The organism is Sphingomonas sp. BRN-1R, from assembly GCF_057748035.1.
The window spans coordinates 285,603-296,740 of sequence record NZ_CM173236.1 but is presented as its reverse complement, the minus strand read 5'-3'; the positions used below and the strand labels follow the sequence as shown (position 1 = coordinate 296,740).

The 11,138-nt window shown below is 66.7% G+C and carries 14 protein-coding genes and 1 tRNA gene; 7 read left to right on the top strand and 8 right to left on the bottom strand.

Annotated features, from left to right (window positions below; translation table 11 throughout):
- Positions 1-15: 15 nt before the first annotated feature.
- The 4 genes from AC3ANX_RS01375 to AC3ANX_RS01360 all read right to left on the bottom strand — a co-directional run bounded on the left by AC3ANX_RS01375 (position 16) and on the right by AC3ANX_RS01360 (position 3,094).
- Positions 16-384, bottom strand: coding sequence for a hypothetical protein (locus AC3ANX_RS01375; protein ID WP_488335262.1), 369 nt, complete (start codon positions 382-384; stop codon positions 16-18).
- A gap of 64 nt (positions 385-448) precedes the next feature.
- Complete coding sequence (locus tag AC3ANX_RS01370) at positions 449-1,126, bottom strand: TonB family protein (RefSeq protein ID WP_488335261.1); 678 nt, start codon at positions 1,124-1,126, stop codon at positions 449-451.
- 93 nt (positions 1,127-1,219) lie between these two features.
- Entirely contained in the window at positions 1,220-2,542 is a 1,323-nt protein-coding gene (locus tag AC3ANX_RS01365; RefSeq protein WP_488335260.1) for a glutamate--tRNA ligase, read from the bottom strand.
- Positions 2,543-2,563: 21 nt separating this feature from the next.
- Positions 2,564-3,094 (bottom strand): YcxB family protein, encoded by a 531-nt coding sequence (locus AC3ANX_RS01360; RefSeq protein ID WP_488335259.1) that lies wholly within the window; start codon positions 3,092-3,094, stop codon positions 2,564-2,566.
- 80 nt (positions 3,095-3,174) lie between these two features.
- Between AC3ANX_RS01360 and AC3ANX_RS01355 the strand changes: the two genes are divergently transcribed.
- Positions 3,175-4,110 carry a ribose-phosphate pyrophosphokinase gene (locus AC3ANX_RS01355; RefSeq protein ID WP_488335258.1) on the top strand — a complete coding sequence of 312 codons (936 nt, stop codon included), beginning with the start codon at positions 3,175-3,177 and terminating at the stop codon, positions 4,108-4,110.
- Positions 4,111-4,159: 49 nt separating this feature from the next.
- On the opposite strand, the gene AC3ANX_RS01350 is transcribed toward AC3ANX_RS01355, so the two are convergent.
- Positions 4,160-4,909, bottom strand: coding sequence for a sulfite exporter TauE/SafE family protein (locus AC3ANX_RS01350; RefSeq protein WP_488335257.1), 750 nt, complete (start codon positions 4,907-4,909; stop codon positions 4,160-4,162).
- Positions 4,906-5,430, bottom strand: coding sequence for a sterol desaturase family protein (locus tag AC3ANX_RS01345; RefSeq protein ID WP_488335256.1), 525 nt, complete (start codon positions 5,428-5,430; stop codon positions 4,906-4,908). Before AC3ANX_RS01345 ends, AC3ANX_RS01350 begins: the two co-directional genes overlap by 4 nt.
- Between AC3ANX_RS01345 and AC3ANX_RS01340 the strand changes: the two genes are divergently transcribed.
- The 6 genes from AC3ANX_RS01340 to AC3ANX_RS01315 all read left to right on the top strand — a co-directional run bounded on the left by AC3ANX_RS01340 (position 5,429) and on the right by AC3ANX_RS01315 (position 9,940).
- Positions 5,429-5,737, top strand: a complete 309-nt coding sequence (locus tag AC3ANX_RS01340) for a hypothetical protein (protein WP_488335255.1) — start codon at positions 5,429-5,431, stop codon at positions 5,735-5,737. The two genes, AC3ANX_RS01345 and AC3ANX_RS01340, sit on opposite strands and share 2 nt — an antisense overlap.
- A 123-nt stretch (positions 5,738-5,860) precedes the next feature.
- The gene (gene sucC, locus AC3ANX_RS01335; protein ID WP_488335254.1) at positions 5,861-7,060 is read left to right on the top strand and encodes an ADP-forming succinate--CoA ligase subunit beta; all 1,200 of its coding nucleotides are present in this window, start codon (positions 5,861-5,863) and stop codon (positions 7,058-7,060) included.
- Positions 7,061-7,175: 115 nt separating this feature from the next.
- Positions 7,176-7,925: an electron transfer flavoprotein subunit beta/FixA family protein gene (locus AC3ANX_RS01330; protein WP_488335253.1), complete on the top strand. Its 750-nt coding sequence runs from the start codon at positions 7,176-7,178 to the stop codon at positions 7,923-7,925.
- Entirely contained in the window at positions 7,922-8,851 is a 930-nt protein-coding gene (locus AC3ANX_RS01325) for an electron transfer flavoprotein subunit alpha/FixB family protein (protein ID WP_488335252.1), read from the top strand. The genes AC3ANX_RS01330 and AC3ANX_RS01325 overlap by 4 nt, the downstream gene beginning before the upstream one ends.
- A gap of 126 nt (positions 8,852-8,977) precedes the next feature.
- Positions 8,978-9,652 (top strand): phytanoyl-CoA dioxygenase family protein, encoded by a 675-nt coding sequence (locus AC3ANX_RS01320; protein WP_488335251.1) that lies wholly within the window; start codon positions 8,978-8,980, stop codon positions 9,650-9,652.
- 63 nt (positions 9,653-9,715) lie between these two features.
- Positions 9,716-9,940 carry a DUF3072 domain-containing protein gene (locus AC3ANX_RS01315; protein WP_488335250.1) on the top strand — a complete coding sequence of 75 codons (225 nt, stop codon included), beginning with the start codon at positions 9,716-9,718 and terminating at the stop codon, positions 9,938-9,940.
- A 190-nt stretch (positions 9,941-10,130) separates the two neighbouring features.
- Here AC3ANX_RS01315 and infC read toward each other — a convergent pair whose 3' ends face one another.
- Together infC and AC3ANX_RS01305 are read right to left on the bottom strand one after the other, a co-directional pair.
- Positions 10,131-10,667, bottom strand: a complete 537-nt coding sequence (infC, locus tag AC3ANX_RS01310) for a translation initiation factor IF-3 (protein ID WP_069204113.1) — start codon at positions 10,665-10,667, stop codon at positions 10,131-10,133.
- A gap of 181 nt (positions 10,668-10,848) precedes the next feature.
- Positions 10,849-10,935 (bottom strand) — tRNA-Leu (locus AC3ANX_RS01305).
- Positions 10,936-11,138: the final 203 nt, after the last annotated feature.

Below are 11,138 nucleotides of genomic sequence, written 5' to 3'. Positions count from 1 at the left end.
CGTCTTCGGACACGGTCAGTACAGGCCGACCGAGTTCATCTGATCGCCGAGCCGTTTGAAGATCGCGCGCTTCTCCGCTTCGAGTCGCCGCTCGGCCTCCTCGCGTTTGGTCTGCTCGGGGCCGTCGATCTTCTGCTGGGCGCGGATCTCGGCATCGGTGCGGTCCGCTTTCCATTGCTGCACGTAGATGATGTCGCGGTGGTATTCGCGCGGTTTGCCCCGCATCTCGATCGTGAAGCCGTAGAGCATCAGAAAGGTAAGCCCGATCGCGGCGGTGAGAAACACGATCTCATGCCGCTGGCGCCTGCGCATATAGGCGAGCAGATCGGTGACCGCGCCGCGCGGCGATGCGGCGTTGGCAAGGTCTTCGGACATCCAGGGCATGCGGAACTTCATGGGACCGAAGATAGGGGCGGCACGCGACGCGCGCCACCCCTGCCCGCCTCGCTCATTCGCTCTCGGCAAGCACGAAGCTGACCGCGACCTCGCGCCACGCCTCGACGGGGATGCCGTCGCGCGTCGCCGGCTTGAAGCGCCATTTGTCGAGCGCACGCTTGCGCGTCACCTCGAAAAACGAATCGCTGGTGGCGGTGACGCGGGCAATGTCCTTCACCCGCCCATCGACGCCGACCAGCACGCGCACCACGACGCGACCGTCATGCCCGGCGCGCTGCTCGTCGGGCGGGAACACCGGCTGGAACAGATTGGCGTAGCGCTGGTCGATGGTCGGCTGGGTGAGCACCGGGGGCAGCGGCTTGGCCGGCAGCACGACACCACCGCCGCCACTGGCCGCGCCATCGACAGGAGTGGGGGTGAAGGTCGGCACCGCGATCGGCGTGGGATCGGCGATCTTGGTGACGATCACGCTCTTGCTGGTATCGACCGGCTGGCGCGTCGCCTGTTCGATAACCTTATGCTGTGGCTCGGGCTTTGGCGGCGGTGGTGGCGGAGGCGGCGGGACCGGGTCGAGCGGGATGTTATCGACCGTGAAGGGCGGATCGAAATGCTTGGTGAAGGTCGGGTTGGCGAACAGCACCAGTCCGCCGAGGATTGCGCCGTTGATGGCGAGCGCAAGAATGACGCTGCCTGGATTGACGTGACGCCGTGCGTGGCGATCCGCATACATGCCTGCTCTCCTTCTCCTGGAGTCGCCGCCCGGTTCGACGGCATCAGCATGATGTTACATCATCACGTCCGGCGCAAGAGAGATGTTATATCCTCAAGAAAGCCGCGCGATCGTGCGTTCGCGGCCGATCAGCGGCAGCAGCGCCTTCATGTCGGGACCGTGATCGAGCCCGGTCAGCGCCCGCCTGAGCGGCAGGAACAACGCCTTGCCGCTGCGCCCGCGCGCCGCCTTCAACGCGGCGGTGAGCGCGCCCCACGGCTCGCCGGTCCAGTCGAGCGTCGCGGCGACTCGGGCTGCTTCGGCAAGGAAATCGGCGTCGGCGGGATCGCGCTCGGACGCGATCGGCCCCTCGATCACGCGCCACCATTCCCCCGCCTCATCGATTCGCGTGAGGTTCGGCCGCACCGCCTCCCATTCCGCCGCGCCCATGCCGGCGGGCAGACGATCGGCGACCCGGGCGAACCCGAGCTGGTGAACGATCCGGCTGTTGAGCGCCGCCAGCTCCGCCTCGTCGAAGCGCGCGGGCGCACGGCCGAAACGCGCGAAGTCGAACCCCTCGACCAGCGGCGCGGTGTCGACCAGCGGCTCGACCGCGTCGCTGGTGCCGATCCGCGCGAGCAGAGCGCGCACCGCCTCGGGCTCGATGCCGCTTTCCCGGAAATGCTGGACGCCGAGGCTGCCGAGTCGCTTCGACAATTTACCCTCGCTTCCGGTCAGCAGCGCCTCGTGCGCGAAGGCGGGCGGGGTCGCCCCCATTGCCTCAAACATCTGGAGCTGGAGCGCGGTGTTCGACACATGATCCTCGCCGCGCACGACATGGGTGATACCCATCTCGGCATCGTCGATCGCGGAGGGCAGCATATAGAGCCACGATCCGTCGGCGCGGCGGATGACGGGATCGCTCATCGTCCTGGCGTCGAAGCGCTGCGGGCCGCGAATCAGATCGTCCCACACGATCGGCGCATCATGGTCGAGCTTGAAGCGCCAGTGCGGGGCGACGCCCTCGCTTTCCAGTTTCGCGCGATCGGCATCGCTCAGCGCGAGCGCGGCGCGGTCGTACAGCGGCGGCAGCCCGCGTCCGGCGGCGATCTTGCGCTTGAGGTCGAGCTCGGCTTGCGTCTCATAGGCCGGATAGACCCGCCCCGCCGCCTTGAGCGCCTCGAACCGCGCCTCGTACAGCGCGAACCGCGCCGACTGGCGTTCCTCGCCCGCCGGGGTCAGCCCGAGCCAGGCGAGATCGGCGCGGATCGCCTCGACATAGCGCTCCTCGCTACGCTCGGCATCGGTATCGTCGATGCGCAGCCAGAACTCCCCGCCCTGTTTCTGTGCCCACAACCAGTTGTGGAGCGCGGTGCGGATGTTGCCGACGTGGAGCAGGCCGGTCGGCGAGGGGGCGAAGCGGGTACGGACGGTCATGTCGCCGCTCTAGGCGCGCCTTCAGTAGATCGGCAAGCCGGAGCGCTCGAGCGTCGCGCGCAGATCCTCGACGCCACCCTCCGCGAACGCGCGGCGCGGCAGGAACTGGAACAAGGTGTCGTTCATATAGATGAGGAATGCGGGTTCGGTCTCGCGCCAGCCTCGGAAATCCGCCCAGGGCGTCTGCCCGCTCGCCGTGGCCGAGTCGCAACCTAGCCCCGCGTCCGACCAGCGGTGATCGAACTGCTGGTGGATGGTGCGCTGCTGGCGGAACAGTTTCGCGGCGCGGCGCGGCAACATCAGCAGGTTGAAGCCGAGGATGATCGCAAGCGCACCGATCCCGCCCGCCGCTCCGCCCAGCGCCGTCGCGAGCGCCGCACCGGGGTCGCCATCGAAGACCAAGGCGATCCCGGTTATGACGGCGATCGCGCCCAGCATGACCATAATGGTGCGAACCCAGAAGCGCCGCGCAACCAGCCTTCTCAGAGAGTTGGCACGAACCGCCGCGACATAATCGGCTTCGGTCGGGGTGAATGTGACACTTCCTGTCATGAATCGCTCCGGCAAGCCCTTCCCCCGACGGTAGCGCGCTTCTAAGGGGGCGGCAAAGATCGCGCGTAAGGGGCCTCGCCATGAAACTGTTGACCGGCAACTCCAACCTGCCGCTGGCGCGCGACATCGCCGCCTATCTTGAAACGCCGCTGACGCAGGCAAGCGTGCGGCGCTTCGCCGACGAGGAGGTGTTCGTCGAAATCCAGGAGAACGTGCGCGGCGAGGACGTGTTCGTGATCCAGTCGACCGGCTACCCCGCCAACGACAATCTGATGGAGCTGTTGATCTGCATCGACGCGCTCAAGCGCGCGTCGGCCAAGCGGATCACCGCCGTCGTTCCGTATTTCGGCTATGCCCGGCAGGATCGCAAACCGGGGCCGCGCACGCCGATCTCGGCCAAGCTGGTGGCGAACCTCATCACCGTGGCCGGCGCCAACCGCGTGCTGTCGGTCGATCTCCACGCCGGGCAGATCCAGGGCTTCTTCGATATCCCCACCGACAATCTGTTCGCCGCACCGGTCATGTCGGCGGATATCGAGACGCGGTTCGGCGGGCGCAACCTGATGGTCGTCTCGCCCGACGTCGGCGGCGTGGTGCGTGCGCGTGCGCTGGCCAAGCGACTCGACAACGCGCCGCTCGCGATCGTCGACAAACGGCGCGAACGGGCAGGCGAATCGGAGGTGATGAACATCATCGGCGACGTCGAGGGGCGGTTCTGCATCCTGATCGACGATATCGTCGATTCGGCGGGTACGCTCTGCAACGCCGCCGCCGCGCTGAAGGAAGCCGGTGCGGCGGGCGTGGTCGCCTATGTCACGCACGGCGTGCTGTCGGGCGGTGCGGTCGCGCGCGTCGAGGCGTCGGAACTGGAGGAGCTGGTCATCACCGATTCGATCGGCGCGCACGAGGTGATCCGCGCCGCCAAGCGTATCCGCCACCTGACGATCGCGCCGCTGCTCGGCGAGGCGATCAAGCGGATCGCCGACGAAAGCTCGGTGTCGTCGCTGTTCGACTGACGCAGCCGGCGCGCAACCCCCGCCCGTTCGTGCTGAGCGTGGAGGTCGCTTAGACCACTGCGTCCCACACCAGCTTCACGCCCACCACGATCATCAGCACGTAGATCGCGGTGTAGAAGCGCGCTGGCGACACCCGCCGCACCAGCCACACGCCCGCGACCGTCGACACGATCGCCACCGGCATCAGCAACGCCGCCGCCGTCAGGGTTTCGCGCGTGAACTGGCCGAGCGCCCAATAGGCAGGCACTTTCAGCCAGTTGGTCGCGGCGAAGAAGATCGCGGTGGTGCCGACCAGCACGTCGCGCTTCAGCCCGCGCGGCAGCACCCACATCTGGAACGGCGGCTGCCCGGCATGCGCAATCTGGCTGGTGAAGCCCGACACCAAACCCGCCAGCGTTCCCACCCAACCCGGCGAGCGACGTGTCGCCACCGCACCCCCGCGCCGGGCCAGCCACAGCCGATAGAGCCCGAATACGGTCGAGATCGCACCGACCAGCCCAAGCACCGCGTCCGGATCGACATGCGCCGCGAACAGATAGGCAAGCGCGATGCCGACGATCGCGCCCGGCAGCATCCACGCCAGCACATAGCCGTCCCAATCGCGCCGGAACGCCCACACGCTCACCACGTCCTGCACGATCAGGATCGGCAGCAGGATCGCCGCCGCGCGAACCGGCGACACCGCCATGGCGAGGATCGGCAGCGACAGCGCACTCAGCCCCGCGAACCCGCCTTTCGACAGGCCGAGCAGGATCACTGCCGGCACCGCCAGCGCGTAGAACAGCACCGATTCGTTCACCGTCCGGTCGGCGCCCGCACGCCCGCACGGGCACGACGCTTGAGTTCGGCCTTCAGCGCGTCGGGCCTAGGCGCGTAGAGGAAGCCGAAGCTGACCGTGCCGTGTTTGGTCTCGACGACATGGTGCAGCCGGTGCGCCTGCACGATCCGCTTCATATAAGAGGAGCGCGGCACGTAGCGATGGGTCACGCGGTTGTGGACGATGATGTCGTGAAACCCCGCGTAGATCGCGCCATAGGCGGCGATCCCCGCGCCGATCCACGTCCAGCCCGGCCACCAGCCGAGTTGCACGCCACCAAGCAGCAGCACGAACGACGGCACCGCGAAGATCACCGCATACAGATCGTTCAGCTCCCAGGTGCCGGTGCGTGCGCGGTGGTGGCTGGCGTGGAGGAACCAGCCCGGCCCGTGCATCACCCAGCGATGCGCGGCGTAGGCGAACAGCTCCATGCCCGCGATGGTGGCGACGAAGAGGAGAAGGGCGTTTGTCCACGGCATGGTGGAGGCGTATAGCGCGGCCATGCCAAAGACGCGACGCCTGATCCCGTTCCTGCTCGCCACCATGCTCGCCGCCTGCGCGATGCCCGAGACCCAGCTCCGCGACGGGCTGATCCACCAGGGCGTACCGCAGCCGGTCGCGAGCTGCATGGCCGCGCGCATGACCGACCGCCTGTCGCTGCTTCAGCTTCGGCGCCTCGCCGAAATCGGCAGGGCGAAGCGCGCGCGGGGACTCGACGAATTGCTGTACCGGCTGCGCTCGCTCGACGATCCCAGGATCGTCGACGTCACCGCGACGTCGGCTGCGCTCTGCGCGCTTACCTCGCGCTGATAACGTCTCGCAAGAGCAATAGAGAGGCGGTTTGATCTGCCCGTGCTGCGCTGCGGGGGTGGATTCCTCGGCGTGGCTGTGCTTTAGGCGGGTGAACTCCCGCAAGTCGAAAGGCGCGCCGACATGAACATTCACGAATATCAGGCCAAGGAACTGCTCGCGAAGTTTGGTGTGCCGGTTCCGGCGGGCTATGCCGCGATGACCGTCGAAGAGGCCGTCGAGGTCTCCAAGAAGCTGCCCGGGCCGCTCTATGTGGTGAAGTCGCAGATCCACGCCGGCGGCCGCGGCAAGGGCAAGTTCAAGGAACTCGCGCCCGACGCCAAGGGCGGCGTCCGCCTCGCCTGGAGCGAGGAAGAGGTTCGCGCAGCCGCTGCCGACATGCTCGGCAACACGCTCGTCACGGTTCAGACCGGCGAGCATGGCAAGCAGGTCAACCGCCTCTACATCACCGACGGCGCGGACATCGAGAAGGAATTCTACCTCGCGCTGCTCGTCAACCGCGCGACCGGCCGCGTCTCGATGGTCGCCTCGACCGAGGGTGGCATGGACATCGAGACCGTCGCGCACGAGAGCCCTGAGAAGATCCACGCGATCGACATCGACACCGCGACGGGCTTCATGCCGCACCACGGTCGCGCCGTCGCCGCAGCGCTCGGCCTGACCGGCGATCTCGCCAAGCAGGCCGCCTCGACCGCGTCGAAGCTGTACGCCGCGTTCCTCGGCACCGACGCCGAGCAGATCGAGATCAACCCGCTCGCCGTCACCAAGCAGGGCCAGCTCCTCGTGCTCGACGCCAAGGTCGGCTTCGACGGCAACGCCATGTTCCGCCACAAGGACCTGATGGAACTGCGCGACGAGACCGAGGAAGATCCCGCCGAGCTGGAAGCTTCGAAGTACGACCTCGCCTATATCAAGCTCGATGGTGATATCGGCTGCATGGTCAACGGCGCCGGTCTCGCGATGGCGACGATGGACATCATCAAGCTGAACGGCATGTTCCCCGCGAACTTCCTCGATGTTGGCGGCGGCGCCAACAAGGAGAAGGTGACCGCGGCGTTCAAGATCATCCTCGCCGATCCGAACGTGAAGGGCATCCTCGTCAACATCTTTGGCGGCATCATGAAGTGCGACATCATCGCCGAGGGCATCGTCGCCGCTGCCAAGGAAGTGAACCTGTCGGTGCCGCTGGTCGTCCGCCTCGAAGGCACCAACGTCCAGCAGGGCAAGGACATCCTCGCCAACTCCGGTCTGGCGATCGTTCCCGCCAACGATCTCGGCGATGCCGCCAAGAAGATCGTCGCCGAGGTGCAGAAGGCCGCGTAAGCGGTTTGCAAAGGCACGTGCGGCTGGTTTGCAACTTTACAATTGCCAACCGGCCGCTCTATCGCTCACGGCGGTCCTGTAGCGCCGTGCCGCGCGAAACGAGAAGGACTGCCGCATGAAGGTGCTGGTGCCGGTCAAGCGCGTGCTTGACTATAACGTGAAGCCACGGGTGAAGGCGGACGGATCGGGTGTCGATCTGGCCAACGTCAAGATGAGCATGAACCCGTTCGACGAGATCGCCGTCGAAGAGGCGATCCGCCTCAAGGAAAAGGGTGTCGCCACCGAGATCGTGGTGGTCTCGATCGGCGAGCCCAAGGCGCAGGACACTTTGCGCACCGCGCTGGCGATGGGCGCCGACCGCGCCATCCTCGTCACGTCGGACACGAAGGTCGAGCCGCTCGGCGTGGCCAAGCTCTTGAAGGCGATCGCCGACGAGGAGCAGCCCGGGCTGGTGATCCTCGGCAAGCAGGCGATCGACGATGACAACAACCAGACCGGGCAGATGCTCGCCGCGCTGACCGGCTGGGGCCAGGGCACGTTCGCCTCCAAGGTCGAGGTGTCGGGTGACAGCGTCACCGTGACGCGCGAGGTTGATGGCGGCGCCGAGACCGAGACGCTCAGGCTGCCCGCGATCGTTACGACCGACCTGCGCCTCAACGAGCCGCGCTACGCCTCGCTCCCCAACATCATGAAGGCCAAGTCCAAGCCGCTCGCGACCAAGGCCGCCGCCGATTACGGCGTCGACATTGCCCCGCGCGTGACGACGCTGAAGGTGGTCGAGCCGGCCAAGCGCTCGGCCGGGATCAAGGTCGCCGATGTCGACGAACTGGTCGGCAAATTGCAATCGATGGGAGTCGCCAAATGAAGACGCTCGTCTGGGTCGAACATGACGGTCAGGCCGTCAAGGACGCCACGCTCTCCACCGTCACCGCTGCCGGCAAGCTCGGCGACGTGACCTTGCTGGTCGCGGGCGAAGGCGTCGGCGCGGTCGCCGACGCTGCCGCGAAGATCGCCGGCGTGTCGAAGGTGCTGCGCGCCGATGATGCCGCGCTGGCGCACGCGCTGGCGGAAAATGTCGCGCCGCTCGTCGCCACGCTGATGGCCGAGCATGACGCGTTCCTCGTCCCCGCCACCACCAACGGCAAGAACATCGCGCCGCGCGTGGCGGCCTTGCTCGACGTGATGATGATCTCCGACATCCTCTCGGTCGAAGGCGCGGACACGTTCACGCGGCCGATCTACGCCGGCAACGCGATCGCGACGGTGCAGACCAAAGACGCCAAGCTGGTGATCTCGGTACGCGGCACCGCCTTCGAGAAGGCGGCGACCGAAGGCGGCTCGGCGACGGTCGAGCCGGTCGGTGGCGCGGCGGATGCCGGCGTGTCGAGCTATGTCGGCAGCGAGATCGCCAAGTCGGTGCGGCCCGAGCTGACCTCGGCCAAGATCATCGTCTCGGGCGGTCGCGCGCTTCAAAGCGGCGAGAACTTCACGCAGATCATCGAGCCGCTCGCCGACAAGCTCGGCGCGGGCGTGGGCGCGAGCCGCGCTGCGGTCGATGCGGGCTATGTCCCCAACGACTATCAGGTCGGCCAGACCGGCAAGATCGTCGCGCCTGAGGTCTATGTCGCGGTCGGCATCTCGGGGGCGATCCAGCACCTCGCCGGCATGAAGGACTCCAAGGTCATCATCGCGATCAACAAGGACGAGGACGCGCCGATCTTCCAGGTCGCCGACATCGGTCTGGTCGGCGATCTGTTCAAGGTCGTGCCGGAGTTGACCTCGAAACTGTAGGTCGGCAGCGCGCTGCCGACCGGTGCCCGCAAGCGAAGCGAGCGGGCAACAGTTCGACCGGCCGGCGCGGCTACAGCCGCGACCGACGACGCGGGGTTTGCCCGCGCGTCGCGTTCCGCTGAAACGATGACACCCGCCACCCTCACCCTCGCGGACCACGGCGCCACCCGCCTCGACGGCGCGGCAACGGCGCTCCTACCTGAATTGTACGCGCTCGCCGCATCCCTCCCGCCCGAACGCGCGGGCACACGCATTCACGCACAGCCCGTACTTTCCGCCCTGCTTGAGCCTGACGCCGCGCTCGGCCGCCTCGCCGCAGCGCGGCTCGGCCCCACCACGCGCGCGGTGCGTGCGATCCTGTTCGACAAAACGCCCGCAACGAACTGGGCGCTGGGCTGGCATCAGGACCGCGTAATTGTCGTACGCGAGCGAATCGACACGCCCGGCTATGGCCCCTGGTCGATCAAACAGGGGCTGATCCATGTCGCGCCGCCGCCAGCGCTTCAGGCGGGCATGCTGACGATGCGGGTTCATCTCGACGCAGTGCCCGCCACCAACGCACCATTGCTGATCGCGCCCGGCTCGCACCGGCTCGGCCGCATCGCCGAGGAGCGCATCGCAACCGTGGTGCGCGATCATGGCAGCGTGATGTGCCTCGCCGAAGCTGGCGACGTCTGGCTGTACGCCACGCCGATCGTCCACGCCTCCGCCGCTTCGCAAACCGCGACGCGCCGCCGTGTGCTTCAGATCGATTTCGCGGCATGCGACGTGCCGAACGGATTGCGCTGGTTCGGCGTCTGATCCCGCAGCGGAACCGCCCGCCCTGCCCCGCGTTGGAACAGACAACGAACATGCGAGGCAGATATGACCGATACCGTTCACAACCCGAAGCTTGAAGATCATCCCGGCTCGAACGCCGAGAAGGACCCCGCCAACTGGGTGTCGGGCGGCGACCCGATGACAGGCGCACAGGCGAGCTACCTGACCACACTCAGCGAGGAAGCGGGCGAGGAGCCGCCGGCGGAGGATCTTACCAAGGCGGAAGCGTCGCAGCGGATCGACGCGCTCAAGGACACGCTCGACCGTTAAGGACCGACCGGTGCCCGGGAATCGACACCCGGGCACCAGCGCTGGGCGTACCGCGCAGCACGGCAAACCGGTGCTACGCCGCTGCACACTCAGGTGGAACTCGAGGGCTGACGCACGGCGGCGCACGTCGAGAGCAGCTTGAGCAGCAAGTCAGCACCCGACGCGACGCGAGTCGCAGCCGGGCGCTACATCACTTCGGCGAGAGCACCATCAGCATCTGGCGGCCTTCCATGCGCGGATAGGCTTCGACCTTCGCGGTTTCGGCGGCGTCCGCCTGAACGCGCTGGAGAAGCTGCATGCCGAGCTGGCCGTGCGAAAGTTCGCGGCCACGGAAGCGCAGCGTGACCTTGACCTTGTCACCCTCACCAATGAACTCGATGATCTTCTTCATCTTGGTGTCATAGTCGTGGTCGTCGATGTTCGGACGCATTTTGATCTCCTTGATCTCCTGCGTCTTCTGCGACTTGCGTGCGAGGTTCGCCTTCTTCTGCGCCTCGTACTTGAACTTGCCCACGTCGAGGAACTTGGCGACGGGCGGATCGGCGTTGGGCGACACTTCGACAAGGTCGAGCCCGACGGCCTGTGCCTGTTCGAACGCCTCGCGCGTGTACATGACACCCAGATTCTCGCCGTCCTGATCGATCACGCGGACCTTGGGCGACTGGATGAATTCATTGAAGCGCGGGCCGTTCATCGGCATCGGCGCGCCCTGCGGGCGCCGGATCATGGGAGGACGTATGGGTATTGCTCCTGATGTTTCAGACCAGCCCATATAGGGGATTTCGCACAAAAGCGAAAGATGCGCTGCGCAGCGCTCGCGATTTTGCCACGCAGGCGCGATTCAGTCTCGTGGGAAGGAGGCCTGCTCCGGCAGCGCGTGCCCGTAGGCACGCGCTGATCCGGGAGAGTGGTGCGGTCGAGAAGACTCGAACTTCCACGGCCTTTCGGCCACAACGACCTCAACGTTGCGCGTCTACCAGTTCCGCCACGACCGCACGTGATACACCGGGTAAGCCCCGGTGGCTGGCAGGCGAGCGCCACTAGCAGGGCGATTTCAGGCTGGCAACACCCAATTACGCTTTCTTCGAAAACGGCACCAGCCCGCTCCCCCACCCGGCCTCCCACTCAGAGTCTAGATGGGAGGCCGGGTGGGGGAGCGGGCTGGCGCCGCGGAAATGCGCTCTTTCGCGCATTTCGC

Excerpts from the sequence above, each read along its gene's own strand:
- sucC (WP_488335254.1), top strand. The coding sequence starts at position 5,861 with ATGAACATTCACGAATATCAGGCCAAGGAACTGCTCGCGAAGTTTGGT.
- AC3ANX_RS01340 (WP_488335255.1), top strand. The coding sequence starts at position 5,429 with ATGCCAAAGACGCGACGCCTGATCCCGTTCCTGCTCGCCACCATGCTC.
- AC3ANX_RS01360 (WP_488335259.1), bottom strand. The coding sequence starts at position 3,094 with ATGACAGGAAGTGTCACATTCACCCCGACCGAAGCCGATTATGTCGCG.
- infC (WP_069204113.1), bottom strand. The coding sequence starts at position 10,667 with ATGATCCGGCGCCCGCAGGGCGCGCCGATGCCGATGAACGGCCCGCGC.
- AC3ANX_RS01345 (WP_488335256.1), bottom strand. The coding sequence starts at position 5,430 with ATGGCCGCGCTATACGCCTCCACCATGCCGTGGACAAACGCCCTTCTC.
- AC3ANX_RS01375 (WP_488335262.1), bottom strand. The coding sequence starts at position 384 with ATGCCCTGGATGTCCGAAGACCTTGCCAACGCCGCATCGCCGCGCGGC.
- AC3ANX_RS01325 (WP_488335252.1), top strand. The coding sequence starts at position 7,922 with ATGAAGACGCTCGTCTGGGTCGAACATGACGGTCAGGCCGTCAAGGAC.
- AC3ANX_RS01320 (WP_488335251.1), top strand. The coding sequence starts at position 8,978 with ATGACACCCGCCACCCTCACCCTCGCGGACCACGGCGCCACCCGCCTC.
- AC3ANX_RS01355 (WP_488335258.1), top strand. The coding sequence starts at position 3,175 with ATGAAACTGTTGACCGGCAACTCCAACCTGCCGCTGGCGCGCGACATC.
- AC3ANX_RS01330 (WP_488335253.1), top strand. The coding sequence starts at position 7,176 with ATGAAGGTGCTGGTGCCGGTCAAGCGCGTGCTTGACTATAACGTGAAG.
- AC3ANX_RS01370 (WP_488335261.1), bottom strand. The coding sequence starts at position 1,126 with ATGTATGCGGATCGCCACGCACGGCGTCACGTCAATCCAGGCAGCGTC.
- AC3ANX_RS01365 (WP_488335260.1), bottom strand. The coding sequence starts at position 2,542 with ATGACCGTCCGTACCCGCTTCGCCCCCTCGCCGACCGGCCTGCTCCAC.
- AC3ANX_RS01315 (WP_488335250.1), top strand. The coding sequence starts at position 9,716 with ATGACCGATACCGTTCACAACCCGAAGCTTGAAGATCATCCCGGCTCG.